Consider the following 26,911-nt stretch of genomic DNA (forward strand, 5'->3'; position numbering starts at 1 on the left):
AAGCACCCCGGTATTATTGCTGTTATGGGTTTGACCGGAGCTTAGCCTTGTTCATTTTTTTACACAACACCCCCGTAAAAAATACAACACGGCCTGCTCAAGCCCGCAGCTGAGCAACGTTCAAGGTTTGAAAAAACGCCCCAAAGTGCCCCATAAATGCCCTTCAAGCGCTTTTTCGGGGCAAAAAAGGCCTCGCTTGACTTCGGCAGGCCGTTCGGGTTGACTGAAACCAGAAAAGATCAATGATTGATATTTTTAACAACAAAGGTGTTGCATCATGTCGGTACCCCCGCGTGCCGTTCAGCTTAACGAAGCGAACGCGTTCCTTAAGGAACATCCTGAGGTTCTGTACGTTGACCTTCTGATTGCGGATATGAATGGTGTGGTGCGCGGCAAGCGCATCGAACGCACCAGCCTCCACAAGGTTTACGAGAAAGGCATCAACCTGCCGGCCTCTCTATTTGCTCTGGATATCAACGGCTCCACGGTGGAAAGCACCGGTCTGGGCCTGGACATCGGCGACGCCGATCGCATCTGCTATCCGATCCCCGATACCCTGTGCAACGAGCCATGGCAGAAGCGCCCGACCGCGCAGCTGTTGATGACCATGCACGAACTCGAAGGCGATCCGTTCTTCGCCGACCCCCGTGAAGTGCTGCGCCAGGTGGTGACCAAGTTCGACGAGCTCGGCCTGACCATCTGCGCCGCCTTCGAACTCGAGTTCTACCTGATCGACCAGGAAAACGTGAACGGCCGTCCGCAGCCGCCACGCTCGCCGATCTCCGGCAAACGCCCGCACTCGACGCAGGTCTACCTGATCGACGACCTCGACGAATACGTCGATTGCCTCCAGGACATTCTGGAAGGTGCCAAAGAGCAAGGCATCCCGGCCGACGCGATCGTCAAGGAAAGTGCCCCGGCGCAGTTCGAAGTGAACCTGCACCACGTCGCCGACCCGATCAAGGCCTGCGACTACGCCGTCCTGCTCAAGCGTCTGATCAAGAACATCGCCTACGACCATGAAATGGACACCACCTTCATGGCCAAGCCGTATCCGGGCCAGGCGGGCAATGGTCTGCACGTACACATTTCGATTCTGGACAAAGCCGGCAAAAACATTTTTGCCAGCGAGGATCCCGAGCAGAACGCCGCGCTGCGTCACGCGATCGGCGGTGTGCTCGAGACCCTGCCGGCGCAGATGGCTTTCCTCTGCCCGAACGTCAACTCCTACCGTCGCTTCGGCGCGCAGTTCTACGTACCGAACTCGCCGTGCTGGGGCCTGGACAACCGCACCGTGGCGATCCGCGTACCAACCGGTTCAGCCGATGCCGTACGTATCGAGCACCGCGTGGCCGGCGCCGACGCCAACCCGTACCTGCTGATGGCTTCGGTACTGGCCGGCGTGCACCACGGCCTGGTCAACAAGATCGAACCGGGCGCGCCTGTCGAAGGCAACAGCTACGAGCAGAACGAACAGAGCCTGCCGAACAACTTGCGCGATGCCCTGCGCGAGCTGGACGACAGCGAGGTGATGGCCAAGTACATCGATCCGAAGTACATCGATATCTTCGTCGCCTGCAAGGAAAGCGAGCTGGAGGAGTTCGAACACTCCATCTCCGACCTTGAGTACAACTGGTATCTGCATACCGTTTAAATGGTTTGCAGCTTCAAAAAAACGCCGTTGGCTGATTCAGCCAGCGGCGTTTTTTTATGGCCGAACACAAAACCTGTGGCGAGGGGATTTAGCGAAACGTCGCACCGCCCCGTTCGGTTGCGAAGCAGCCCCAAATCCATCCCACTCGGTGCGTCAGGAATACCCGGCTCTCAGGGTTTACGACTGCTGCGCAGCCGAACGGGGCGGTGCGACGTTTCGCTAAATCCCCTCGCCACAGGGTACTGGCAGACAACACCTGAACCGCCTCGTACAATGCCCGCTGCCCCGCAGGAGACTTCCATGACGCGTCCCGCCACCGTTCGCAAACCCCGTGCCCGCAGTCAGGCGCGGATCGATTCGATCCTCGACGCCGCGCGCACGCTGCTGGCGGCCGAGGGCGTGGCCAGTCTGTCGATCTACAGCGTCGCCGAGCGTGCGCAGATTCCGCCCTCTTCCGTATATCACTTCTTCGCCAGCGTCCCGGCGCTGCTTGAAGCCCGGACCGCCGATGTCCACGCAGCCTTCCGCGCCTGCCTGCAAGCGCCGATCGACCACGACGCGTTACGCGACTGGCGAGACCTGTCGCGACTGGTCGAACAGCGCATGCTGGAGATCTACGACCAGGATGCGGCCGCACGGCAATTGATTCTGGCGCAACACGGCCTGACCGAAGTGACCCAGGCTGACCGCCAGCACGATCTGGAACTGGGCGACCTGATGCACAAGTTGTTCGACCAGCATTTCGAATTGCCGAGGCTGCCGGACGATGTCGATGTGTTTGCCCTGGCGATGGAACTGGGCGACCGGGTCTATGCTCGTTCGGTGCAGCAGCACGGGCAGATCACCCCGCGCATGGCCGAGGAAGGGATGCGCGTGTTTGATGCCTATATCGGGTTGTACCTTCCGCCATATTTACCCAAAAGAAATCTCTAGCGCATGCACCGGCCCTTTCGCGAGCAGGCTCGCTCCCACATTTGAAATGCGTTCCCCTGTGGGAGCGAGCCTGCTCGCGAAAGCCGCGCCGCCGAATCCGCGACAGGCACAAAAACCCCGCAGGGCTCACACCCTCCGGGGTTGTTTTTTGTTCACCGGCTTACAACTTGGCGATCGATACCTCGGTGGATTTCACAAAGGCGATCACCTCACTGCCGACCACCAGCTCCAGCTCTTTAACAGAGCGGGTAGTGATCACCGAAGTGACGATGCCCGAAGCGGTCTGCACGTCGATTTCCGACAGCACGTCGCCGAGGACGATTTCCTTGATCGAGCCTTTGAACTGGTTGCGCACGTTGATGGCTTTGATAGTCATGGCATTGATTCCTGTCGTTGATAAAGGTGTTATTGCGCCCAGCGCAGTTGCGTAGGCAGGGGTGAAACGGGTTCCGGCGCCGGCGGTTCGCCGGGCAGGGACAGAACACGGTTGAGCACTTCGGTTTCCAGTGCGGCGAGGCGATGCGAGCCACGCACCCTGGGGCGCGGCAGTTCGACGTGCAGGTCAAGGCCGACTTCGCCGTCCTCGATCAAAATCACCCGATCAGCGATCGCCACCGCTTCACTAACATCATGGGTCACCAGCAGCACGGTAAAACCGTGTTGCTGCCACAGCCGTTCGATCAGTTGCTGCATCTCGATGCGGGTCAGCGCATCCAGCGCGCCGAGCGGTTCGTCGAGCAACAGCAGACGCGGCTGGTGAATCAGCGCCCGGGCCAACGCCACGCGCTGCTTTTGGCCACCGGACAATGCTGCCGGCCACTCATTGGCGCGATCAGCCAGACCCACGGCTTCCAGTGCATCCAGCGCTTGCTGGCGCCAGTTGCCCTTGAGGCCAAGGCCAACGTTGTCGATGATCTTTTTCCACGGCAGCAGTCGCGCTTCCTGAAACATCAGCCGCGTATCGTCGCGCGCCTGGCTGAGCGGCGCGGAGCCGGCCAGCAGCTCGCCGCCAGTGGGTTGATCGAGGCCGGCGAGCAAGCGCAAGAACGTGCTCTTGCCACAACCGCTGCGCCCGACCACGGCGACAAACTGCCCCGCCGGAATGTGCAGATCGATTTCGCGCAGCACCTGGCGCGCGCCGAAGGTTTTCTGCAGGTTGCGCACCGCCAGCGGAATCCCGCGCAACAGGCGTGGAGGTTGTTGAGCGGTCATGCCGCACCTCCCTTGGCAACCTGATAGGCCGGGTGCCAGCGCAGCCACACACGTTCAAGTCCACGGGCGGCGAGGTCGGCGAGTTTGCCGAGCACCGCGTAAAGCAGGATCGCCAGCACCACCACGTCGGTCTGCAAGAACTCTCGAGCGTTCATCGCCAGATAGCCGATGCCGGAGCTGGCCGAGATGGTTTCAGCGACGATCAGCGTCAGCCACATGAAGCCCAGGGCGAAGCGCACGCCAACCAGAATCGACGGCAACGCACCCGGCAGAATCACCTGCCAGAACAGGCTGAACCCGCTCAGGCCGTAACTGCGCGCCATCTCCACCAGCGCCGGGTCGACGTTGCGGATGCCGTGATACGTGTTCAGGTAAATCGGGAACAAGGTGCCCAGCGCCACCAGAAAAATCTTCGCTGATTCGTCAATGCCGAACCACAGGATCACCAGCGGAATCAGCGCCAGATGCGGCACGTTGCGGATCATCTGTACCGAGCTGTCGAGCAGGCGCTCGCCCCATTTTGACAGGCCGGTGATGAAACCCAGCACCAGACCAATGCTGCCGCCGATGGTAAAACCGAGTGCCGCGCGCCAGCCGCTGATCGCCAGGTGCGTCCAGATCTCGCCGCTGCGTACCAGACTGACGCCAGCCTCGATCACCGCCACCGGTGCCGGCAGAATCCGTGTCGACAACCAGCCCGCCGACACCGACAGCTGCCACACCGCCAGCAGCAACACCGGCAACGCCCAAGGCGCGAGGCTGTGGATAAATTTGTTCATGGCCGCGCCTCAGCTCTGCGATGCGGCTTTGGGCAGGATGTCGTTAGCGACCATCTCGCCGAACGGGCTGACATAACCGGCGCTCTTCGGCAGTTCCGGGCGTTCAACGTCGAGGTGCGGGAACAGCAGCTCGGCCACCCGATACGATTCTTCGAGGTGTGGATAACCGGAAAAGATGAAGGTATCGATGCCCAGATCGGCGTATTCCTTGACCCGCGCCGCCACGGTCGGGCCATCGCCGACCAGCGCCGTGCCGGCACCGCCGCGCACCAGCCCGACGCCGGCCCACAGGTTCGGGCTGACTTCCAGATTGTCGCGGCTACCGCCGTGCAGCGCGGCCATGCGTTGCTGGCCGACCGAATCGAAACGCGCCAACGAAGCCTGGGCACGCTGGATGGTGTCGTCGTCCAGATGCGAGATCAGCCGGTCCGCCGCCTGCCAGGCTTCGGCGTTGGTTTCACGGACGATCACATGCAGGCGAATGCCGAAGCGCACGGTGCGGCCGAGCCTGGCGGCTTTGGCGCGCACTTGTGCGATCTTCTCGGCCACCGCTGCCGGCGGCTCGCCCCAGGTCAGCACCATCTCGACCTGCTCGGCGGCCAGATCCTGCGCCGCTTCGGAGGAGCCACCGAAATACAGCGGCGGACGCGGTTGCTGGATCGGTGGATAAAGCAGCTTCGCGCCTTTCACGCTGATGTGCTCGCCGTCGTAATCGACGGTTTCGCCTTCCAGCACTCGGCGCCAGATGCGGGTGAATTCCACCGAGGCCTGATAGCGTTCCTCATGGTTGAGGAACAGACCGTCGCCAGCCAGTTCTTCCGGGTCGCCACCGGTGACCAGATTGAACAATGCACGCCCGCCGGACAAACGATCCAGCGTGGCTGCCTGCCGCGCGGCGACCGTCGGGGAGATGATCCCGGGGCGCAGGGCAACGAGGAATTTCAGACGCTGGGTCACTGGAATCAGCGAGGCCGCCACCAGCCACGAGTCTTCGCAGGAACGCCCGGTAGGAATCAGCACCCCGCCAAAACCCAGACGATCCGCCGCTTGCGCGACCTGTTGCAGGTAACCGTGATCAACCGCGCGGGCGCCTTCGGCGGTGCCAAGGTAATGGCCGTCGCCGTGGGTCGGCAGGAACCAGAAGATATTGAGGCTCATGGAGTAGTCTCCTTGTGGATTCGAATTACTTGGCTTGGGAGCTTTGGGCCACAGCGGCCGGCGGGGTCCAGATCACATCCTTGATGCTCAACGGCTTGGGAATCAGCTTGAGCTGGAAGAACGTGTCAGCGATTTTCTGTTGCGCGGCGACCACTTCCGGGGTCAGGAACAGCGCACCGTAGCCCTGGCGTTTCACCGAGGTCAGGGTGATGTCCGCCGGCAGGCCCAGCAGTGGCGCGACCTGTTGCGTCACGTCTTCGGGATTGGCTTGCGACCATTCACCAACCGCGCGCACCTCTTCGACGAGGGTCTTGATCACCTCGGGATTTTTCTGCGCATACGGTTTGGTCGCCAGATAGAACTGGTGGTTGTCGACGATGCCTTTACCGTCGCGCAGGGTGTGCGCTTGCAGTTGTTTCTCGGCGGCGGCCTGGTACGGGTCCCAGATGACCCAGGCGTCAACGCTGCCACGTTCGAACGCGGCGCGGGCATCGGCCGGCGGCAGGAACACGGTCTGGATGTCGCTGTACTTGAGGCCCGCGTCTTCCAGCGCGCGCACCAGCAGGTAGTGCACGTTGGAGCCTTTGTTAAGGGCGACTTTCTTGCCTTTGAGATCGGCCACCGATTTGATCGGCGAGTCTTTCGGCACGAGGATCGCTTCACTGTTCGGCGCTGGCGGTTCATAGGCGACGTAGAGCAGATCCGCGCCAGCGGCCTGGGCGAAAACCGGCGGGGTTTCGCCGGTCACGCCGAAATCGATCGAGCCGACGTTGAGGCCTTCGAGCAGCTGCGGGCCGCCGGGAAACTCGGTCCATTGCACGTCGACGCCTTGCGCAGCGAGGCGTTTTTCCAGCGTGCCTTTGGCTTTGAGCAGCACCAGCGTGCCGTACTTCTGATAACCGATCCGCAATGTCTCGGCTTGAGCTTGAGTGATGGCGCCGAAGGTGACAGCCGCAGCAAACAGAGCGACCAGACCACGACGCAAAAATACAGGGCGCATAGCGCTCTCCTTTTTGCTGTTGGGTTTTGGCTGCACCTGCTTGCCCGTTGGCGGGCGAGTAAGGCCAGTACTTCAAATTTCGATAAGGCTTAAATGCTCCAGCGAGCACTCAACAAACGTTCGTTCAGCAGGCCCGGCTCCAGCGGTTTCGGCCGGCGCGCCATGGCGCCGATGAACTGGTCCAGGGCCTCGTGCAAGCGTTGCTCCAGGGCCGGCGCCAGTTGCGCGGCGGCACTGCCTTCGCCGTAAGCGATCTGGCTGTCCTCGGCGAAAATGCCCTGAAGCATTTCCTGGGCCTTGAGTGCCGACAGCACAGGCTTGAGGGCGTAATCGACCACCAGCATGTGGGCGATGCTGCCGCCGGTAGCCATCGGCAAGACAACCTTGTGATTCAAGGCACGCTCCGGCAGCAGATCCAGCAGGGTCTTCAGCGCACCGGAAAACGAGGCCTTGTACACCGGCGTGGCGATCAGCAGGCCATCGGCGTTTGCGATCTGTTGCAGCAGGTCGAGGACCTTCGGGCTGTCGAAGCGCGCGTGAAGCAGATCCTCGGCCGGGAAGTCCCGCACCTGATAACTCACCACTTCCACCCCTTGCTGTTGCAACCAGCGTTGCGAACGCTCCAGCAGCACCCCGGAACGGGAACGCAGACTGGGGCTGCCACCGAGTGAGACGACCAGCATTGAGACGATTCCTTAAGCGTTACAGGCGATTCGCAGGCTGCGATCTCGCTTCAATGGCAGTGACCTTACCAGCTGATTTATATATCCATAAATCATATTTATTCATTTGGTTATTCGTTTAAGAGATATGCGGTCGGACAGAAATCAGGCAAAAAAAAGGCCGTCGAAACGGCCGAAATTCCCCTGCGGTGTCATTCTGGATTCTCAAGTGCCTGGGCTGACGCCTTCGCGAGCAGGCTCGCTCCCACAGGGGAATGCATTGCAAATGTGGGAGCGAGCCTGCTCGCGAAAGCGGCGGTGACTACACCGCAAATCTTATTTGTTCGGCTGCGGCGTCAGGCGCAGGTACGGCTTCACCGCGCGATAGCCTTTCGGGAAGCGCTGCTTGATCTCGTCCTCATCCTTGAGCGACGGCACGATCACCACCTCTTCACCGTCCTGCCAGTTGGCCGGGGTGGCGACCTTGTAGTTGTCGGTGAGCTGCAGCGAATCGATCACCCGCAGAATCTCGTGAAAGTTGCGCCCGGTGCTCGCCGGGTAGGTGATGGTCAGACGGATCTTCTTGTTCGGATCAATGACGAACAGCGAACGCACGGTCAGCGTGTCGTTGGCGTTCGGGTGGATCAGGTCGTAGAGATCGGACACCTTGCGATCGGCATCGGCCAGGATCGGGAAATTGACGATGGTGTTCTGGGTTTCGTTGATGTCCTCGATCCACTTGTGGTGCGAGTCCACCGGGTCGACCGACAGCGCGATGGCCTTGACGCCACGCTGGCTGAATTCATCCTTGAGCTTGGCGGTGAAACCCAGCTCGGTGGTGCACACCGGGGTGAAGTCCGCCGGGTGGGAGAACAGCACGCCCCAGCTATCGCCCAGCCATTCGTGGAAACGAATCTTGCCGGCGCTGGAGTCTTGTTCGAAATCGGGGGCGATGTCGCCGAGTCTGAGGCTCATGGTGCTGCTCCTGATGAGGGATGGGAGACAACAACTGTAGCTCGTGATCGAACAGCGTGAAAAAGAATAAATAACTAGATATCTAGATCATTAATGAATATTAAACATCTGTTCATTGGACACCGGCCGGCATCGCGACGAATATCGGTTGCAAGGTTCGAGAAGGCCTTGAGTTGCAGCAAAGAGGGAAATCGAGAAGGGCTTACGGGGGTGAGCCTGACTCGAAACGCAAAAGCCCCGTCCGGCGCGATGCCGGACGGGGCTTTTTTTGCTTCAGTTACTTGGTCGAGCTGTTACAGCAGCGGGATCGAGTAGCTGAGGATCAGGCGGTTTTCGTCCTGGTCGCGTTGACCGGCGATGTCGTTGCGCCACGTAGCGTTTTTCCACATGAAGCCGACGTTCTTCAACGGGCCTTCCGGAACAACGTACGCCACGGTCAAATCGCGTTCCCACTCGGAGGCGCCATTCGAGGTTTGCACACGACTACCGTAGGTATCAATGTTGTCGCCGCGCAGATAAACCATGCCAGCGGTCAGGCCTGGCACGCCAACTTTGGCGAAGTCATAGGAGTAGCGTGCCTGCCAAGTGCGCTCGCCGGCACGGTTGAACTTCTGGATCTGCATGTCGGTGATCGTGTAGTTAGACGAGCCGTCACCCTGGTTCAGCCAAGGGAAGTCGCTGCTGCCGTTGCTCACCTGATAGCCGCCACCAAAGGTGTGACCGGCAACGGTATAAAGGAACAAGCCGCTGTACAGGTTGTTGTCGACCTTGCCTTTGCCGTTACCCAGCGTACTGTTGCCGTACGCACCGTTGCTGAAGTAGTCCGAATCGTTGCCATTGCGGCCGTCATCGGAGCTATTGAAGTACCGGAAGTCGGACTTCAACACACCTGGGCCAATCGACCAGTTATGCACCAGACCCAGGAAGTGTTGCTTGTAGAAGTTTTCCAGGTTGCCGTAGTAGTACTGGGCCGTCAGATCCTTGGTGATTTTATAGTCACCACCGGCGTAGATGAACTTGTTGCTGTTTGTGGTGCGCGCAGTTGCGCCACCGATCGACAGCTGTTCATTGTTGCTGGAGTTACGACCTTTCACGTGCTCGATCTGGCCACCGACCAGCGTCAAGTCCTTGATCTCGCCGGAAGTAATCTGGCCACCCTGCCAGGTTTGCGGCAGCAGACGACCGTCGTTGGTGACGATGACCGGGTTCTTCGGCTGCAAGGTACCCAGCTTCAGCTCTGTCTGGGAAATCTTGGCTTTAGCCGTCAGACCCAGGCTCGAGAAGTTATCAACAGCTTCGCCATTGGATTTGCTTGGGAATACAGTTCCGCCGTACGAAGTCGAGGTCGCACCGTTGGTACCACCGCCCGAATCCAGGCGAACGCCCAGCAGACCGATAGCATCGATACCAAAACCTACGGTTCCTTGGGTGTAGCCGGAGATGAAGCGCAGATCGAAGCCTTGGCCCCATTCTTCGTTCTTGCTCTGCACACCGTTACGCTTGTTAGCGGGACTATTGGCAGCGCTATCACGGTTATCGTTGTTGATATAGAAGTTACGCAGACCCAGAGTAGCCTTGCTGTCTTCGATGAAACCGGCGGCGCCTGCCTGCTGCGCCATAACCCCAACGGCCACAGCCAGGGCCAAGGTGGACTTGTTCATGTATCGCTCCTCTCGTTCTAATTCTTGTGTTCCTGGTTCGGGGTCGATTTGCCCTGAATCCTAAGATGCGCGATTAGCGCCAGACCGTGACTGCCAAGTCAATCGTAACCTTGTGTGTCTACGACCATCGTCTAATCGCCAGTGATTGGGTCCCTGCAGCGTAAAGACTTCCTGATAATCCCAAAAAGAATTTATTCATTCTTTTTCATACCATTCGGGTATATGGCCCATTAATGGCCCTTTGCGCCGGGAAACAGCGTATCGGCGCCTAAGCTCATTCCTAAATGGTATTTGTTGACCTTTTTTTAGATCGATTAGCTTTGCCGTGCTCCCAACACGGCAAATCCCATCGAAAAGGCGACGCATCATGGCGAAACGCGCACTATCAAGTCAATTTGTTACAGTTTGTGTGTCGGCACTGTTTTCTTTTTCCGCACATGCCGCCGGTCTGACGGTCGGCTACCAGACCGGGATCGATCCGAGCAAAGTGCCGCAGGCCGATGGTGTCTATGAAAAAACCATCGGCGAGAAGATCGACTGGCGTCGTTTCAACAGCGGCCCGGAAGTCGTCACTGCCATTGCTTCTGGCGACGTGCAGATCGGCAACCTTGGCTCAAGCCCACTGGCAGCAGCTGCTTCACGCAATCTGCCGATCGTGGCGTTTATCGTTTCGGCGCAGATTAATGCCGCCGAAGCCTTGGTGGTGCGCAACGGCAGCGGCATCGACAAACCGCAGGACCTGATCGGTAAAACCATCGCCACGCCGTTCGTGTCGACCTCGCACTACAGTCTGCTTGGGGCGCTGAAGCACTGGGGCCTGAATGCTTCGCAAGTCAAAGTGGTCAACCTGCAACCGGCGGAAATCGCCGCCGCGTGGAAGCGTGGCGACATTGACGGGGCGTTTGTCTGGTCACCGGCGCTGGGTGAGATCCGCAAGACCGGCAAGACCCTGACCGACGCAGCACAAGTCGGCCAATGGGGTGCACCGACTTTCGAAGTCTGGGTGGCGCGCAAGGACTTTGCCGAGAAGCATCCCGAGGTCGTGGCCAAGTTTGCCAAGGTCACCCTGGAGTCGTTCGCTGATTACGCCGCACACAAAGACAGCTGGACGGCCGATTCGGTGCCTGTGCAGAAAATCGCCAAATTGACCGGTGCCAACGCAGCAGATGTGCCGGAACTGCTGGCCGGTTCGGCGTTCCCGGATGCCAAGGCGCAGCAAACCACGGCGCTGCTGGACGGCGGCACCGCCAAGGCCATTGCCGAAACGGCGAAATTCCTCAAGGAACAGGGCAAGGTCGAGACGGTGCTGGCGGATTATTCGCCGTACGTCAGCGCCAAGTTCATCTCTGACTGAATGCAGAACCCTGTGGTGAGGGGATTTTATCCCCGCTGGGTCGCGTAGCGACCACCTATGTTTTCACTTGGAAACGCAAGGGGACTGCTGCGCAGTCCAGCGGGGATGAATCCCCTCGCCACAGACCTCGCTGTTGTTCAGAGGGTCTTTTCGAAGATCTTCGAATTACGCTGATAGTTGTAAAGCGACGCCCGCGCCGCTGGCAGACGTTCGACGCTGCTTGGCTCGAACCCGCGCTCGCGGAACCAATGCGCAGTGCGCGTAGTGAGTACGAACAGGGTTTTCAAACCCTGCGCCCGCGCGCGGGTTTCGATGCGTTCGAGCAATTCGTCGCCGCGTCCGCCGTGGCGATACTCGGGATTCACCGCCAGACACGCCAGTTCACCAGCATCGGAGTCGGCAATCTGATACAGCGCCGCACAGGCGATGATCATGCCTTCGCGCTCGACCACGCTGAACTGCTCGATCTCGCGCTCCAGCACTTCTCGCGAGCGGCGCACCAGAATGCCCTGCTCTTCCAGCGGACTGATCAGGTCGAGCAAACCGCCGACGTCTTCAATCGCCGCTTCGCGCACCATTTCGAACTGCTCCTGCGCCACCAGCGTACCGCCACCGTCGCGGGTGAACAGCTCCGTCAGCAGCGCGCCATCTTCGGCGTAACTGACGATATGGCTGCGCGCCACGCCGCCACGGCAGGCTTCGGCGGCGGCATCGAGCAACTCCGCTTGATAGTTGCTCATGCCGAGGCGCTGCAAATGGGCCGGCACTTGTTGCGGGCGCAGTTCACGTACCAGTTTGCCGTTCTCGTCGATCAGGCCGAGCTCGGCGCCGAACAACAGCAGCTTGTCCGCGCCCAGATCAATCGCGGCGCGGGTGGCGACATCTTCGCAGGCGAGGTTGAAGATTTCGCCGGTCGGCGAATAGCCCAGCGGCGACAGCAATACGATCGAGCGTTCATCGAGCAGGCGATTGATGCCCTTGCGGTCGACCCGACGCACTTCGCCGGTGTGGTGATAGTCGACACCTTCGAGCACGCCGATCGGCCGCGCGGTGACGAGGTTGCCGCTGGCCACCCGCAGGCGTGAACCCTGCATCGGCGACGAGGCCATGTCCATCGACAGCCGTGCTTCGATGGCGATGCGCAACTGGCCGACCGCATCGATCACACACTCCAGCGTCGCGGCATCGGTGATGCGCATGCCGTGATGGTAATGCGGGGTCAGGCCACGGGCGGCGAGGCGGGTTTCGATCTGCGGGCGCGAGCCGTGCACCAGCACCAGACGCACGCCCAGACTGTGCAGCAAGACCAGGTCGTGGACGATGTTGCCGAAATTCGGATGCTCGACGCCGTCGCCGGGCAGCATGACGACGAAGGTGCAATCGCGGTGAGCATTGATGTAAGGGGACGCGTGGCGAAGCCAATTGACGTATTCGGGCATGAACCTGGGCCTGTAATAAAGAGCAGCCGAAAAAAGGGGCGAAACGAAAAACGCACAGCGGGCTGATGGTTATCGTCGGAACAGGCTTGGCGACACGCGCGCTCTCCTCATGAATACGGGTTGGGGTACAGGCAATTTACCGGGTTGATGCAAGACATTTAACCCTGTGGCAGCGAGCCTGCTCGCGAAAACGTTGGATCAGGTTCATCAATGGCGACTGACAAAACGCTTTCGCGAGCAGGCTCGCTCCCACACAGGGCCATCATCGTTCGTCTGTCGTCAGGCAGTAATGTTCAATCAACTGCCGAATCAGATGCACGGTAGGCTGCAAACGTGACATTTCAAGGTACTCGCCGGGTTGATGCGCGCAGGCAATGTCGCCGGGGCCGAGGACGATGGTTTCGCAGCCGAGGCGCTGAAGATAAGGCGCTTCGGTGCCGAACGCTACTGCTTCGGCGCGATGGCCGGTGAGCTTTTCGGCGATGCGCACCAGTTCGGCATCCTCGGACTGTTCGAACGGCGGCACTTCCGGGAACAGCGGCTTGTAGTCGATCTTCACCTTATGCCGCTCGGCCACCGGGTTGAGCTTGCGCAGGATTTCCGTGCGCAGCAGGTTCGGGTCCATGCCCGGCAGCGGCCGCAGGTCGAATTCCAGCGAACACTGGCCGCAGATACGATTGGGGTTGTCGCCACCATGGATGCAGCCGAAGTTCATCGTTGGTTGCGGCACGCTGAACTGTGGATTGCTGAATTCGCGCTGCCACAGCAGGCGCAGGCCGCGCAGTTCGCCGATGGCATCGTGCATCGCTTCAAGGGCGCTGTGGCCCAGACGCGGATCAGACGAGTGGCCACTCTGCCCGAGGATGTCGATGCGCTCCATCATGATGCCTTTGTGCATGCGGATCGGCTTGAGCCCGGTCGGCTCACCGATCACCGCCGCGCGGCCCAACGGTTGCCCGGCCTCGGCCAGCGCGCGGGCGCCGGACATCGAGCTTTCTTCGTCGCAGGTGGCGAGAATCAGCAGCGGTTGTTTGAACGGCTGATCGAGCAGCGGCCGCACGGCTTCGATAATCAGCGCAAAAAAGCCCTTCATGTCGCAGCTGCCCAGCCCGACCCAGCGGCCATCGACTTCAGTGAGCTTCAGCGGGTCGGTCTGCCACAACGCGTCGTCGTACGGCACGGTGTCGCTGTGCCCAGCCAGCACCAGGCCGCCGGGGCCGCTGCCGAAACTGGCGAGCAGATTGAATTTGCCGGGGCTGACCTGCTGGATTTCGCAGCTGAAACCCAGGTCACCGAGCCAGCCCGCCAGCAGATCGATGACGGCGCGGTTGGACTGGTCCAGGTTCGGTTGGGTACAGCTGACCGATGGCGCGGCAATCAGCGCGGCGAACTGGTCTTGCATGGACGGCAATGGCATCACTGACTCCAGGTCCCGGATTGAGGCCCACTATAGAACCATCCGGCGCGCGGAATAAACCGCCGCAGGGCGCAGGAAGTTTGACTCCTGTACACTGCACGGCCTTGGCAGCCACACATTCCCCCGGCTGCGCTCCCGATTCTGGATGTTCCGGCCATGCAAAAAGAAACTGAAATCAAACTCCGCGTCAGCCGCGAAACCCTCGCTGCCCTGCGCGAGCACCCGCTGCTGAAGAAACGCAACAAAAGTGGCTGGGAACGCCGTGAGTTGATGAACCAGTACTTCGACACCCCCGAGCGCGACCTCGCCCAAGCCAAGGTCGCCCTGCGCCTGCGCAAGGACGGTGACGAAGTGATTCAGACCCTCAAGACCCGTGGCCAAAGCGTCGCCGGCCTGTCCGAGCGTAACGAGTACGACTGGAAACTGGCGAAAGCCAAGCTCGACGTAAAAAAACTCGACGGCGAATGCTGGCCCGAGGCACTGGCCGAGCTGGACAAGAAAACCCTCAAGCCGATCTTCACCACTGATTTCGTCCGCGAGCGCGCCGAAATCGCCTGGGGCCGTGGCAAGACCAAAGTGGTCATCGAAGCCGCGCTGGATCTCGGTCACGTGGTGGTCGGCAAGCAGAAGGAAGAAATCTGCGAGCTGGAACTGGAGCTGCGCGAAGGCGAACCTGCCGCGTTGCTGGAACTGGCTGCCGAACTGGCCGAAACCCTGGCGCTGATGCCGTGCGATATCAGCAAGGCTGAGCGCGGTTATCGTCTGCACGACGCCAACAGTTACTCGCTGAGCCTGCCGGCGCCGCAGCTGACCACCGAAACCCGTCTCGACGACGCCTTCGCCGCGCTGAGCTGGCATCTGCTCGGCAGCAGCCAGCGTCTGGCCGAACAATATCGCTTCAACGGCCACTGGCGTCTGTTGCAGGACTGGGTCGAGAACCTCGCGGAAATGCGCGCCCTGCTCAGCAGCCTCGGCCAGGCGGCGCCGCGTCAGTCGACCCACGATTTGCGCGTGGCCCTCGATGCCTTGCTGGAAGACTGGCGCCCACTGGTGCAGGTCGGCATCGAAGACGAAGACGTGCGCAAAGCCGCGCCGGAGCAGTTCCTCGAAGAACTGGAAGACCCGCGCTGGGGCCAGTTCTCGCTGAACGCTTCACGCTGGCTGTTGGCCCGCACCTGGACTGCCGACCGCAACACCCGTGGCAACCGTCAGGGTGACGCGCAACTGCACAGCTGGTTGCCGCGTCTGCTGGGCGAAGAAGCCACTGCTCTGCAGCTGCAACGCTATCAGCAGCAGCCGGAAGACCTTGCCGAGCAACTGCCACGTATCGAGCGCATTCAGGTCTGGTTGCACCATGCGCGCAACGTGCTGGACATCCCGGAAATGGATCGCCTGTACGGTGAGCTGAACAAACTGGCGCAACTGGCCAACGAGCCGACCATCACCGACGAACTGCTCGATGCGCGCAAGCATCAGGCGATTGCGGTGTACCAGAACCGCGCCTGGAAAATCCTGCTGCGCAGCTAAACACCTTCCCACCTGATCGTTCCCACCCTCTGCGTGGGAACGCCTCAATGGACGCTCTGCGTCCGCTTGGGACGCAGAGCGTCCCGGGCTGCATTCCTTTGCTGCGCGTGGGAACGATCAAGCGGGGACTGCTGCGCAGCCCAGCGGGGATAAATCCCCTCGCCACAAAGGCCATCCGCACTAGACCGGCAGGCTGGTGGTGGACTTGATCTCCGACAGCGCCACGATCGAATTCACTTCCTGTATCCCCGGCACCAGCGACAGCTTCTCGAAGAAGAACCGCTCGTACGCCTCGATGTCCGCCGCGACTATGCGCAACATGAAATCCACCGCGCCCATCAGCACATAACACTCCAGCACTTCCGGAAAGCCGCGAATCGCCTCGGTGAATTCGGTGAAGTTCGAGCGGCCGTGGGCGTTGAGTTTGATCTCGGCAAAAATCTGCGTGTTCAGGCCGATCTTCTTGCGATCCAGCAAGGTCACCTGACCGCGAATGATGCCCTCCTCCTTCATCCGCTGAATCCGCCGCCAGCACGGCGATTGCGACAGGCCCACCTGCTCGGCGATCTGCGCGCTCGACAGCGAAGCGTCTTCCTGCAGCAAGGCGAGGATCTTGCGGTCGTAGGCGTCCAGCTCGCTGTGCATAAAAAATCCTCAAATATCAGCTTCCACGAATCAACTCTTTCGATAAATCCGTTCAGACGCCGATCATAGCCAAGAAATACCCCGCACCGAATGTAAAAATTTCTCCACTGATCTGGAGATTCACCATGCCGCACCTTGAAGCCGTAAACAGCCCCGCCACCCGCGCCGATGTCTGGAACGTCAATAACGCCCACTGCCTGGCGCAGTACCGGATCCTCGCCGAGGCGGAGCCGGATCTGCTGGTGCGGGTGCTGAATCTGTTCGCTTTGCAGTTTCTGACCCCGGAGCAGGTCAACGTCCAGCGCCAGGACGATCTGCTGTCGATCGATCTGCTCATAAGCGGCCTGAGTTGGCATCGTGCGCAAGTGATCGCCGAGAAACTGCGCAACCTGATCAGCGTTTGCGTGGTGGACCTGCACAACGCCGACGCGGGGTGGCAGGCGCCCGCCCAGGCTGCCGGCTGACAAATCCGGCAACGGCTTCGTCGGGTAGTGGCCCAACGGTCAGCGGGGCCACGACTATCCTTTTGCGCATGACGCTTAAAAAGGAAAGCCGCATGTCCGTTCAATTTGTCACTCAGGACCGCTGGCTCGACCTCAACGATGTGTTGCGAGAACTGGTCGCCCAAGGCTTCATCTGCCAGGACGCGGCGGAACAGGCGCTCAATGCCCGCCGTCGCCATGCTGCTCACGGGCAGATGCATCCGCTGGAATTCATCGCCAGCCAGCAACTCGACGACCTCAGCCGTCCGGGCAAACATCTGGATCTGGAAAGCCTGACCCTGTGGCTGGCGCAACAGGCCGGTCAGCCGTATTTGCGCATTGATCCGCTGAAAATCAATGTCGCGGCGATCACGCCGCTGATGTCCTATGCCTTCGCGCAACGGCACAAAATTCTCGCCGTCGCAGTGGACCGCGACTCGGTCACCGTGGCCAGCGCTCAGCCCTACGTCAGCGGTTGGGAAGCCGACCTGACCCACGTATTGAAGCTGCCGATCAAACGGGTCGTGGCCAACCCGGTGGATATCCAGCGCTTCAGCGTCGAGTTTTTCCGGCTGGCCAAATCGGTCAGCGGCGCCAGCAATGCCGACGCTCAGGGCGGCAACCTCGGCAATTTCGAACAACTGCTCAACCTCGGCGCCAGCGACCAGGAGCCGGACGCCAACGACGCGCACATCGTCAACATCGTCGACTGGCTGTTCCAGTACGCCTTCCAGCAGCGCGCCAGCGATATCCATATCGAACCGCGCCGCGAGCACGGCACCGTGCGCTTTCGCATCGACGGCGTGCTGCACAACGTCTATCAATTCCCGCCGCAGGTGACCATGGCGATCGTCAGCCGCCTGAAAAGTCTTGGTCGAATGAACGTCGCGGAAAAGCGCAAACCCCAGGATGGCCGGGTCAAGACCAAGACCCCGGACGGCGGCGAAGTGGAGCTGCGGCTGTCGACCTTGCCGACGGCGTTCGGCGAAAAAATGGTCATGCGGATTTTCGACCCCGAAGTGCTGCTGAAGAATTTTGACCAGTTGGGTTTCAGCGCCGATGACCTGCGCCGCTGGCAGGACATGACCCGCCAACCCAACGGCATCATTCTGGTCACCGGGCCGACCGGTTCGGGCAAGACCACGACCCTGTACACCACGCTGAAAAAACTGGCGACGCCGGAGGTCAACCTCTGCACCATCGAAGACCCGATCGAAATGGTCGAGCCGGCCTTCAACCAGATGCAGGTGCAGCACAACATCGAACTGACCTTCGCCGCCGGGGTGCGCGCGCTGATGCGGCAGGACCCGGATATCATCATGATCGGCGAGATCCGCGATCTGGAAACTGCGGAAATGGCAATTCAGGCCGCGCTCACCGGGCACTTGGTCCTGTCCACCCTGCACACCAACGACGCGCCAAGCGCCATCAGCCGTTTGCTCGAACTGGGCGTGCCGCATTACCTGATCAAAGCCACCGTGCTCGGGGTCATGGCCCAGCGTCTGGTGCGCACCTTGTGCCCGCACTGCAAGGCGCCGCTGACGCTCGAAGATGAAGACTGGCAAACCCTGACCCGGCCCTGGCAGGCGCCGCTGCCGAGCAATGCGCAACGGGCGATCGGTTGCCTGGAATGCCGCGACACCGGCTATCGCGGCCGCGCCGGCGTGTACGAAATCATGCAGCTGAGCGACAGCCTCAAAGCGCTGATCACCCCGGATACCGACCTCACCGCGATCCGCCGCCAGGCCTTCAAGGAAGGCATGCGCAGCCTGCGCCTGTCCGGTGCGCAGAAAGTTGCGGCAGGGCTGACCACGGTGGAGGAAGTGTTGCGGGTGACACCGCAAAGTGAGTTGAAATAATTCAGCACGGAACTGGATCGGGGATCGGCTATCCAACGCCGTAGTCAATCCCAGGAGTCACCTCATCATGCGTCTCAAACTCGCTGTCGCCACCTTGGCCCTGCTGTCGCTTCCCGTTGGTTCGGCCATGGCGGACAGCTTTTGGCGTAACGTCATCTCCTCCGGCGCCACCACCGGTTCGACCTACCTGACCTTCAAGGATCACAAGCTGATCGTCGCCGCCCAGGACGACGCCGGCAGCTTCGTCGCCAGCGACGGCGGCATCCGTGGCCCGTACCTGGAAGCAGCGATGCAGAAAGTCCGCGCCGACAACCCTGGCCTGCAGGCTTCGGACATGGAACTGGCGAACGCGATCCTGGCGAAGAACGCCGTGGCTTCCGAGTAACAAAAATGCCGCTCAAACGAGCGGCATTTTTTTGCCCGGATTACCGCCTCACCACCCTGCCTTGTGGGAGCGCGCCTGCTCGCGAAAGCGGTGAGCCAGTCACCGCAAATGCCGGCTGGACGATTGCTTTCGCGAGCAGGCTCGCTCCCACAGGGACGGTGGTGGATTTAGAGATCAGCGGTAATCATCCACCGGCACACATGCGCAATACAGATTGCGATCGCCGTAGACGTTATCCACCCGATTCACCGCCGGCCAATATTTGTGCAAGCGTGTGTGCGCATCCGGGGTGATGGCCTGTTCGACACTGTAGGGTCGCTCCCAGACTCCAGTGACATCGGCCAAGGTATGCGGCGCGCGTTTGAGCGGGTTGTTTTCGCCCGGCCAGTTGCCCTTCTGCACTTCATTGATCTCGGCACGAATGCTCAGCATCGCCGCGATGAAGCGGTCGAGCTCCGCCTTGGACTCGCTCTCGGTCGGCTCGACCATCAACGTCCCTGGCACCGGGAAGGACATGGTCGGCGCGTGGAAACCGTAATCCATCAGCCGCTTGGCGACGTCTTCCTCGCTGATGCCGGTCTGCGCCTTCAATGGGCGCAGATCAAGAATGCATTCATGCGCCACGCGGCCGTTGCGCCCGGTGTAGAGCACCGGGAACGCGCCGGATAAATGCTGCGCCAGATAATTCGCCGCCAGAATCGCCACCTCGCTGGCGTCCGCCAGTTGCGGGCCCATCATGGCGATGTACATCCAACTGATCGGCAAAATGCTCGCACTGCCCCACGGCGCTGCGCTGACTGCGCCGTTCTGTGCCAGCGGCCCGTCAATCGGCACCACCGGATGATTGGCGACGAACGGCGCCAGATGCGCGCGAACCCCGATCGGGCCCATGCCCGGCCCGCCGCCGCCATGGGGAATGCAGAAGGTCTTGTGCAGGTTCATGTGCGACACGTCGGCGCCAATGTCCGCTGGTCTGGCCAGGCCGACCTGGGCATTGAGATTGGCGCCATCCATATACACCTGGCCGCCGTGCTGGTGGATCACTGCGCAGATTTCACTGATGCCTTCCTCGTAAACCCCGTGGGTCGACGGATAGGTCGCCATCAGGCACGACAACTTATTCCCGGCCTCCGCGGCTTTCAGCTGCAAATCATCCAGATCGACGTTGCCCGCCTCATCGCATTCGACAATCACCACACGCATCCCGGCCATCTGCGCCGACGCTGGATTGGTGCCGTGGGCCGACGACGGAATCAGGCAGATATCCCGCGCGCCCTCTCCTCGGCTCTCGTGATATTTACGGATCGCCAGGAGCCCGGCGTATTCGCCCTGGGCGCCGGAGTTGGGCTGCATGCAGATCGCATCGAAACCGGTAATCGCGTAGAGCCAACGCTCAAGCTCTTCGATCATCAGCGTGTAACCGACAGCCTGCTCCCTCGGCACAAACGGATGCAGATGGGCGAACTGCGGCCAGGTGATCGGGATCATCTCGCTGGTGGCGTTGAGTTTCATCGTGCACGAGCCCAGCGGGATCATCGATTGGTTGAGCGCCAGATCCTTGTTTTCCAGCTGTTTGAGGTAACGCAGCATCTCGGTTTCGCTGTGGTGAGCGTTGAACACCGGATGTTGCAGGTACGGCGTACTGCGCTGGAGTTCGTCGGGAATTCCCGAGGCGATGTCCTGCGCATCAAGCGCATCAAGCGCATCAAGCGCATCAACGCTCAGGCCGTGATCGGCGCCGAGCAGCACATCGAACAGCTTCGCCACGGTGTGTTCATCACAGGTCTCGTTCAGACTTAGACCGACGCGGCCGCGCCCAAGAATGCGCAGGTTGATCTGCGCTGCCTGAGCACTTTCGATGATCGCCGTTTGCGCACCGCCGACCTCCAGGGTCAGCGTGTCGAAGAACTGCCTGTTGAGCCGTTTGATGCCGTTGCGCTCGAGTCCCGCCGCGAGGATGCAGGTCAGGCGATGCACGCGCTGGGCGATACGCTTCAAACCCTCGGGGCCGTGATACACCGCATAACAACTGGCGATATTGGCCAGCAGCACCTGCGCGGTGCAGATGTTCGAATTGGCTTTCTCGCGGCGGATGTGTTGCTCGCGGGTTTGCAGAGCCATGCGCAGCGCGACGTTGCCGCGAGCATCTTTCGACACACCGATGATCCGCCCCGGAATCGCGCGTTTGTATTCCTCGCGGCTGGCGAAGAACGCCGCGTGCGGGCCGCCATAACCCATCGGCACACCGAAACGCTGGGACGAACCGAACACCACATCGGCACCCAACTCGCCCGGCGGTGTCAGCACCAGCAGGCTGAGCAAATCGGTGGCGACGCAGGCCAGGGCCTGTTGTGCGTGCAGGTGGTTGATCAAGGGTTTGAGATCGCGGATTTCGCCGTGGGTGTCGGGGTATTGCAGCAGCGCGCCGAACACCTCGTGCTGCGCCAGGTTATCCACGGCGTCGACGATCAGCTCGAAGCCGAAACCTTCGGCGCGGGTCTGTACCACGGAGAGGGTTTGCGGATGGCAGTTCTCGTCAACAAAGAACAGATTGCTCTTCGACTTCGCCACGCGCTTGGCCAAAGCCATGGCTTCGGCCGCTGCGGTAGCCTCATCGAGCAGCGAGGCGTTGGCCAGTTCCAGGCCGGTAAGGTCGATGGTCAGTTGCTGAAAATTGAGCAGCGCTTCGAGCCGGCCTTGGGCGATTTCTGGTTGGTATGGGGTATACGCGGTGTACCAGCCGGGATTTTCCAGCACGTTGCGCAAGATGACGGTCGGCGTGACGGTGCCGTGATAGCCCATGCCGATCAGGCTGGTGAACAGCTGATTCTGCTCGGCATAACCGCGCAGCTTCGCCAGTGCAGCCTGTTCGTCGAGAGCCGGCGGCAGATCCAGTGCGCGATTGAAGCGAATCCCCGGCGGCACGGTCTGCTCGATCAGCTCGGCGCGACTGCCCAGGCCGAGGCTGTCGAGCATCGCCTGCTGCTCGGCGGCATCCGGGCCGAGGTGACGGCGCAGAAAGGCTTCGGGATCGCGTAACTGGCTCAGGGACGGCGACTGGGACATGACGGGCTCTCCTGGCTGGCGCTTGGCGTCAATGACACGGTCAAACCAGCATAGCAGGCGAATTTTCAAGATCACGCCGCCCCTGTGGGAGCGAGCCTGCTCGCGAAAGCGGTGTTTCAGTCACATTGGCATTGACTGATATGGCGCTTTCGCGAGCAGGCTCGCTCCCACAAAGGGATATTCGTCGCCCATAAAAAACCCCGACGAATCGGGGCTTTGGGTCGCGCCGGCAAGTTACTCGCCGATGGCAGCCTTGTAAGCCGCAGCATCCAGCAGCTTGTCCAGCTCGGCCTTGTCGCTTGGCTTGAGCTTGAAGATCCACGCGCCGTACGGGTCGGAGTTCAGCAGTTCGGGCGAGCCGCTCAGGTCTTCGTTGATCGCGATGACCTCACCGCTGACCGGGGCGTAGATGTCGGAGGCGGCTTTCACCGACTCGACCACGCCGGATTGGTCACCGGCGGCGAACACCTTGCCGACTTCGGTCAGCTCGACGAACACCACGTCGCCCAGCGCTTCCTGCGCATGATCGCTGATGCCCACGGTGACGGTGCCGTCGGCTTCCAGACGCGCCCATTCATGACTTTCGGCAAAACGCAGTTCGGCAGGGATATCGCTCATCTTCGGTTCCTCGGAAATTGGTCAGCGGTCATGCCCGCCAGAAAAGGTTAGATCAAGGTTTTGCCATGACGCACGAAGGTCGGTTTGACCACTCGCACCGGATACCACTTGCCACGGATTTCCACTTCGGCGCGGTCGGCGGTTGCCATCGGTACACGCGCCAGGGCAATCGATTTGCTCAGCGTAGGAGAGAAACTACCACTGGTGATCTCCCCTTCGCCAACATCGGCGATGCGAACCACTTGGTGAGCGCGCAAAACGCCGCGCTCTTCCAGCACCAGACCGACCAGTTTGTGCGCCACGCCGGCGGTTTTTTCCGCCTCCAGCGCCGCACGGCCGATGAACTGCCGCGAGGCCGGCTCCCAGGCGATGCTCCAGGCCATGTTCGAGGCCAGCGGTGAAACGTCCTGATGAATGTCCTGACCGTACAGGTTCATTCCGGCCTCGACACGCAAGGTGTCGCGAGCACCGAGACCGATCGGCGAAATACCCGCACCGACCAGATCGTTGAAGAAACCCGGCGCCTGATTCGCGGGCAGGCAGATTTCCAGGCCATCCTCGCCGGTGTAACCGGTACGCGCGATGAACCAGTCGCCGTCGATGGCGCCTTCGAAAGGTTTGAGTTGCTGGATCAGCGTGGCGCGCGACTGGGTGACCAGTTCGGCAATCTTGTGCCGGGCCTGCGGGCCTTGGATGGCGAGCATCGCCAGTTCGGCGCGCTCGTGCAGTTGCACCTCGTAAGCGCCGAGCTGGGCGTTCATCCAGGCCAGATCCTGATCGCGGGTCGAGGCGTTGAACACCAGCCGGTACGCGTCGTCGAGGCGATAGACGATCATGTCGTCGACGATGCCGCCGCGCTCATTGAGCATGGTGCTGTACAACGCCCGGCCGGGGCGGTGCAGACGTTCGACGTCGTTGGCCAGCAAATGCTGGAGCCAGGCCTTGGCCTGGGCGCCGGTGACATCGATCACGGTCATATGGGAAACATCGAACACCCCGCAATCGCGGCGCACTTCGTGGTGCTCCTCGACCTGCGAGCCGTAATGCAGTGGCATGTCCCAACCGCCAAAATCGACCATCTTCGCGCCGAGCGCGAGGTGCAGGTCATACAGAGGCGTACGCTGTCCCATGGGTTTCTCCTTCCGGGCGTGGCGAGGGTGCGGACCGCCGCTATACGGCGGAAAGCCTTGATGAATAAGGCTTGCAGCCGATTCCAGCGCACGGGTCTGTCAGACGAACCGCACCGAATGCCGCGCATTGTAGCCGCATGGTGTAGGACTGACGACTAAGTGTTTCGGTGCGCCGAACGTCGAATCAATCCGATCACTGGCAATAGACCAACCAGCACCAGGGTCAATGCCGGCAATGAGGCCCTCGCCCATTCACCTTCACTGGTCATTTCAAAGATGCGCACCGCCAGCGTGTCCCAGCCAAACGGGCGCATCAGCAGGGTCGCGGGCATTTCCTTGAGCACATCGACGAACACCAGCAACGCGGCGCTCAAGGTGCCGGGCAGCAAGAGCGGCAGATACACTTTGAAAAACAGTCGCGGCCCACTGACACCCAGGCTACGTGCCGCTTCAGGCAAAGATGGCCGTATACGCGCCAGACTGCTTTCCAGCGGCCCATACGCCACGGCAATGAAGCGCACCAGATACGCCATCAGCAACGCCGCAAGGCTGCCGAGCAGCAATGGTTTGCCGGCACCACCGAGCCAGGCGGAGAGCGGAATCACCAGTTCACGATCCAGATAACTGAAGGCGAGCATGATCGACACCGCCAGCACCGAACCGGGCAAGGCGTAGCCGAGATTGGCCAGACCGACGCCGGAGTTGATGGCTGGGGTCGGCGCCAGACGCCGGGCAAACGCCAGCAACAGCGCAACGCTGACGGTGATCAGCGCGGCCATCGCGCCCAGATACAGCGTGTGCAGGATCAGCCCGCCGTAGCGCTCATCCAGATCGAAGCGTCCGCGCTGCCAGAACCAGACGATCAGTTGCAGCACCGGGATGACGAAGGCGCAGGCGAATACCAATGCACACCAGCCTGTCGCCGCGAACGCCTTGAGCCCGCGCAGGTGATACAGCGCCTTCACCCGTGGCCGCTCGTTGGCGGCACGATTCGCCCCGCGTGCACGGCGCTCGCCGTACAGCACCAGCATCACCACCAGCAGCAACAGACTGGCCAGTTGTGCGGCGCTGGGCAGGCTGAAGAAGCCGTACCAGGTCTTGTAGATTGCCGTGGTGAAGGTGTCGAAGTTGAACACCGACACCGCGCCAAAATCGGCCAGGGTTTCCATCAGCGCCAGCGCCACGCCCGCGCCGATCGCCGGACGCGCCATCGGCAGCGCAACCCGCCAGAACGCCTGCCACGGCGACTGGCCGAGCACCCGCGCCGCTTCCATCAAACCTTTGCCCTGAGCCAGAAACGCGGTGCGCGCCAGCAGATAAACGTAGGGATAAAACACCAGTACCAACACCACGATCACCCCGCCGGTGGAACGCACTCGCGGCAGGCGCAGACCGCTGCCGAACCATTCGCGCAGCAGGGTTTGCACGGGGCCGGCGAAATCGAGCAGGCCGACGAAAACGAACGCCAGTACATACGCTGGAATGGCGAAGGGCAGCATCAGCGCCCAGTCGAGCCAGCGCCGACCGGGGAATTCGCAGAGACTGGTCAGCCACGCGAGGCTGACACCCAGCAGGGTCACGCCGACACCGACGCCGAGGATCAGCGTCAGGGTATTGCCGAGCAGACGCGGCATCTGGGTTTGCCACAGGTGCGACCAGATCTGCTGATCGATGGTTTGCCACGACAGCAGCAGCACGCTCAGCGGCAACAACACCAGCGCGGCGATGGCGAAGACGATGGGGTACCAGCGGCGTTGGGCGGGGTGGGCCAAGGAAACAATCTCGTTCAAATGATTGTGCCCACGCTCTGCGTGGGCACACATCCTGTGACGCTCCGCGTCACGCTTCCAGCGGCTCGACGCAGAGCGTCGAGGGCTGCATTCCCACGCGGAGCGTGGGAACGATCAACAGTTACACGAAACGCCTCAGTTCCACCCCGCCCGATCCATCATCCGGATCGCCTCAGCCTGACGTTTGCCCGCCACTTCTACCGGCAAGGTATCGGCAACAAACTTGCCCCAAGCCGCCACTTCTTCCGAAGGCGCCACCGCCGGGTTGGCCGGGAATTCCTGGTTTACGTCAGCAAAAATCTTCTGCGCCTCAGGTGTGGTCATCCATTCAACCAAAGCCTTCGCGGCTTCCGGGTGCGGCGCATGTTTGGTCAGGCCGATGCCCGACAGGTTCACATGCACACCGCGATCGGCCTGATTCGGCCAGAACAGCTTCACCGGCAGTTCAGGCTTTTGCTTGTGCAGGCGACCGTAGTAGTAGGTGTTGACGATGCCGACATCGCACTGCCCGGCGTTGATCGCTTCCAGCACCGCAACGTCATCGGAGAACACGTCAGTGGACAGGTTGTTGACCCAGCCCTTGAGGATCTTCTCGGTCTTTTCGGCGCCGTGAACTTCGATCATGGTCGCAGTCAGCGACTGGTTGTAGACCTTCTTCGCCGTGCGCAGGCACAGGCGGCCTTCCCAATTCTTGTCGGCCAGCGCTTCATAGGTGGTCAGTTCGCCCGGCTTCACCCGCACGGTGGAATAGGCGATGGTCCGCGCGCGCAGGCTCAGGCCGGTCCAGGCGTGGGTGGACGAGCGATATTGCGCGGGAATGTTGGTGTCGATGGTTTTCGAGGTGAATGGCTGGAGGATGCCCATCTGCTCGGCCTGCCAAAGGTTGCCGGCATCGACGGTGAGCAGCAGATCGGCGGTGGCGTTTTCACCTTCGGCCTTGATGCGCTGCATCAGCGGCGCTTCCTTGTCGGTGATGAACTTGATCTTCACCCCGGTCTTGGCGGTGTAGGCATCGAATACCGGTTTGATCAGCTCATCGATACGCGACGAGTAAACCACCACCTCATCGGCGGCCTGGGCAGTGGTGCTGCCGATCAGGGTCAAGGCCAGTGCGGTCAGAAGACGCTTGGGTGCCAACATGGGAGTGGTCTCACGGTCGGGAAAG

The 26,911-nt window shown here is 61.1% G+C and carries 23 protein-coding genes; 7 read left to right on the forward strand and 16 right to left on the reverse strand.

Features of this window, described 5'->3' with window-relative positions; all coding sequences use genetic code 11:
• Window positions 1-277 precede the first annotated feature (277 nt).
• Both OC605_RS06685 and OC605_RS06690 read left to right on the forward strand, forming a co-directional pair.
• Window positions 278-1,654 (forward strand): glutamine synthetase family protein, encoded by a 1,377-nt coding sequence (locus OC605_RS06685; protein ID WP_016772657.1) that lies wholly within the window; start codon window positions 278-280, stop codon window positions 1,652-1,654.
• A gap of 300 nt (window positions 1,655-1,954) precedes the next feature.
• Window positions 1,955-2,587, forward strand: coding sequence for a TetR/AcrR family transcriptional regulator (locus tag OC605_RS06690; protein ID WP_262136564.1), 633 nt, complete (start codon window positions 1,955-1,957; stop codon window positions 2,585-2,587).
• A 160-nt stretch (window positions 2,588-2,747) separates the two neighbouring features.
• On the opposite strand, the gene OC605_RS06695 is transcribed toward OC605_RS06690, so the two are convergent.
• The 8 genes from OC605_RS06695 to OC605_RS06730 form a co-directional block, all read right to left on the reverse strand.
• Window positions 2,748-2,963 carry a molybdopterin-binding protein gene (locus tag OC605_RS06695; RefSeq protein WP_003229256.1) on the reverse strand — a complete coding sequence of 72 codons (216 nt, stop codon included), beginning with the start codon at window positions 2,961-2,963 and terminating at the stop codon, window positions 2,748-2,750.
• 29 nt (window positions 2,964-2,992) lie between these two features.
• Window positions 2,993-3,799, reverse strand: coding sequence for an aliphatic sulfonates ABC transporter ATP-binding protein (gene ssuB, locus OC605_RS06700; protein WP_262136565.1), 807 nt, complete (start codon window positions 3,797-3,799; stop codon window positions 2,993-2,995).
• Window positions 3,796-4,578, reverse strand: coding sequence for an aliphatic sulfonate ABC transporter permease SsuC (gene ssuC / locus OC605_RS06705; protein ID WP_027610511.1), 783 nt, complete (start codon window positions 4,576-4,578; stop codon window positions 3,796-3,798). The genes ssuB and ssuC overlap by 4 nt, the downstream gene beginning before the upstream one ends.
• A gap of 9 nt (window positions 4,579-4,587) precedes the next feature.
• A complete protein-coding gene (ssuD, locus tag OC605_RS06710) occupies window positions 4,588-5,736 on the reverse strand; it encodes an FMNH2-dependent alkanesulfonate monooxygenase (RefSeq protein ID WP_133335804.1) in 1,149 nt (382 codons plus the stop codon).
• Between the two features lie 25 nt (window positions 5,737-5,761).
• Window positions 5,762-6,736, reverse strand: coding sequence for a sulfonate ABC transporter substrate-binding protein (locus OC605_RS06715; RefSeq protein WP_262136566.1), 975 nt, complete (start codon window positions 6,734-6,736; stop codon window positions 5,762-5,764).
• Window positions 6,737-6,825: 89 nt separating this feature from the next.
• Complete coding sequence (gene ssuE / locus OC605_RS06720; protein WP_016772651.1) at window positions 6,826-7,419, reverse strand: NADPH-dependent FMN reductase; 594 nt, start codon at window positions 7,417-7,419, stop codon at window positions 6,826-6,828.
• Between the two features lie 315 nt (window positions 7,420-7,734).
• A complete protein-coding gene (locus tag OC605_RS06725) occupies window positions 7,735-8,373 on the reverse strand; it encodes a peroxiredoxin (protein WP_024014725.1) in 639 nt (212 codons plus the stop codon).
• Window positions 8,374-8,666: 293 nt separating this feature from the next.
• Window positions 8,667-10,034, reverse strand: coding sequence for an OprD family porin (locus OC605_RS06730; protein ID WP_071172168.1), 1,368 nt, complete (start codon window positions 10,032-10,034; stop codon window positions 8,667-8,669).
• A gap of 364 nt (window positions 10,035-10,398) precedes the next feature.
• On the opposite strand from OC605_RS06730, the gene tauA reads away from it, so the two are divergent.
• Window positions 10,399-11,388 (forward strand): taurine ABC transporter substrate-binding protein, encoded by a 990-nt coding sequence (gene tauA / locus OC605_RS06735; RefSeq protein ID WP_186569761.1) that lies wholly within the window; start codon window positions 10,399-10,401, stop codon window positions 11,386-11,388.
• A 137-nt stretch (window positions 11,389-11,525) separates the two neighbouring features.
• Here the strand turns inward: tauA and argA are convergent, their stop codons facing one another.
• Both argA and argE read right to left on the reverse strand, forming a co-directional pair.
• Complete coding sequence (gene argA, locus OC605_RS06740; RefSeq protein ID WP_186569743.1) at window positions 11,526-12,827, reverse strand: amino-acid N-acetyltransferase; 1,302 nt, start codon at window positions 12,825-12,827, stop codon at window positions 11,526-11,528.
• A gap of 262 nt (window positions 12,828-13,089) precedes the next feature.
• Complete coding sequence (gene argE / locus OC605_RS06745) at window positions 13,090-14,244, reverse strand: acetylornithine deacetylase (protein ID WP_262136567.1); 1,155 nt, start codon at window positions 14,242-14,244, stop codon at window positions 13,090-13,092.
• Window positions 14,245-14,400: 156 nt separating this feature from the next.
• Here argE and OC605_RS06750 point away from each other — a divergent pair, with 156 nt between their 5' ends.
• On the forward strand, window positions 14,401-15,771 hold the full coding sequence (locus tag OC605_RS06750; RefSeq protein ID WP_125916749.1) for an inorganic triphosphatase: 1,371 nt from the start codon (window positions 14,401-14,403) through the stop codon (window positions 15,769-15,771).
• Between the two features lie 180 nt (window positions 15,772-15,951).
• Here the strand turns inward: OC605_RS06750 and OC605_RS06755 are convergent, their stop codons facing one another.
• On the reverse strand, window positions 15,952-16,416 hold the full coding sequence (locus OC605_RS06755; RefSeq protein ID WP_024014730.1) for an Lrp/AsnC family transcriptional regulator: 465 nt from the start codon (window positions 16,414-16,416) through the stop codon (window positions 15,952-15,954).
• A gap of 125 nt (window positions 16,417-16,541) precedes the next feature.
• Between OC605_RS06755 and OC605_RS06760 the strand changes: the two genes are divergently transcribed.
• From OC605_RS06760 to OC605_RS06770, 3 genes are all read left to right on the forward strand, one after another.
• On the forward strand, window positions 16,542-16,880 hold the full coding sequence (locus tag OC605_RS06760) for a hypothetical protein (protein ID WP_262136568.1): 339 nt from the start codon (window positions 16,542-16,544) through the stop codon (window positions 16,878-16,880).
• Between the two features lie 92 nt (window positions 16,881-16,972).
• A complete protein-coding gene (locus tag OC605_RS06765) occupies window positions 16,973-18,757 on the forward strand; it encodes a GspE/PulE family protein (RefSeq protein WP_024014732.1) in 1,785 nt (594 codons plus the stop codon).
• Between the two features lie 64 nt (window positions 18,758-18,821).
• Window positions 18,822-19,142, forward strand: coding sequence for a DUF2388 domain-containing protein (locus OC605_RS06770; protein ID WP_172667868.1), 321 nt, complete (start codon window positions 18,822-18,824; stop codon window positions 19,140-19,142).
• Window positions 19,143-19,316: 174 nt separating this feature from the next.
• Here the strand turns inward: OC605_RS06770 and gcvP are convergent, their stop codons facing one another.
• The 5 genes from gcvP to OC605_RS06795 all read right to left on the reverse strand — a co-directional run bounded on the left by gcvP (window position 19,317) and on the right by OC605_RS06795 (window position 26,886).
• On the reverse strand, window positions 19,317-22,208 hold the full coding sequence (gene gcvP, locus OC605_RS06775; protein WP_262136569.1) for an aminomethyl-transferring glycine dehydrogenase: 2,892 nt from the start codon (window positions 22,206-22,208) through the stop codon (window positions 19,317-19,319).
• 234 nt (window positions 22,209-22,442) lie between these two features.
• Window positions 22,443-22,826: a glycine cleavage system protein GcvH gene (gcvH, locus tag OC605_RS06780; RefSeq protein WP_125916753.1), complete on the reverse strand. Its 384-nt coding sequence runs from the start codon at window positions 22,824-22,826 to the stop codon at window positions 22,443-22,445.
• Window positions 22,827-22,873: 47 nt separating this feature from the next.
• A complete protein-coding gene (gene gcvT / locus OC605_RS06785) occupies window positions 22,874-23,956 on the reverse strand; it encodes a glycine cleavage system aminomethyltransferase GcvT (protein ID WP_133335778.1) in 1,083 nt (360 codons plus the stop codon).
• Window positions 23,957-24,111: 155 nt separating this feature from the next.
• On the reverse strand, window positions 24,112-25,728 hold the full coding sequence (locus tag OC605_RS06790) for an ABC transporter permease (RefSeq protein WP_262136570.1): 1,617 nt from the start codon (window positions 25,726-25,728) through the stop codon (window positions 24,112-24,114).
• Window positions 25,729-25,881: 153 nt separating this feature from the next.
• The gene (locus OC605_RS06795) at window positions 25,882-26,886 is read right to left on the reverse strand and encodes an extracellular solute-binding protein (RefSeq protein ID WP_122612316.1); all 1,005 of its coding nucleotides are present in this window, start codon (window positions 26,884-26,886) and stop codon (window positions 25,882-25,884) included.
• Between the last annotated feature and the right edge of the window lie 25 nt (window positions 26,887-26,911).

Source organism: Pseudomonas sp. Marseille-Q5117 (assembly GCF_946901175.1).
In the GTDB taxonomy this organism is placed as follows: Bacteria; Pseudomonadota; Gammaproteobacteria; order Pseudomonadales; family Pseudomonadaceae; genus Aquipseudomonas; species Aquipseudomonas iranensis.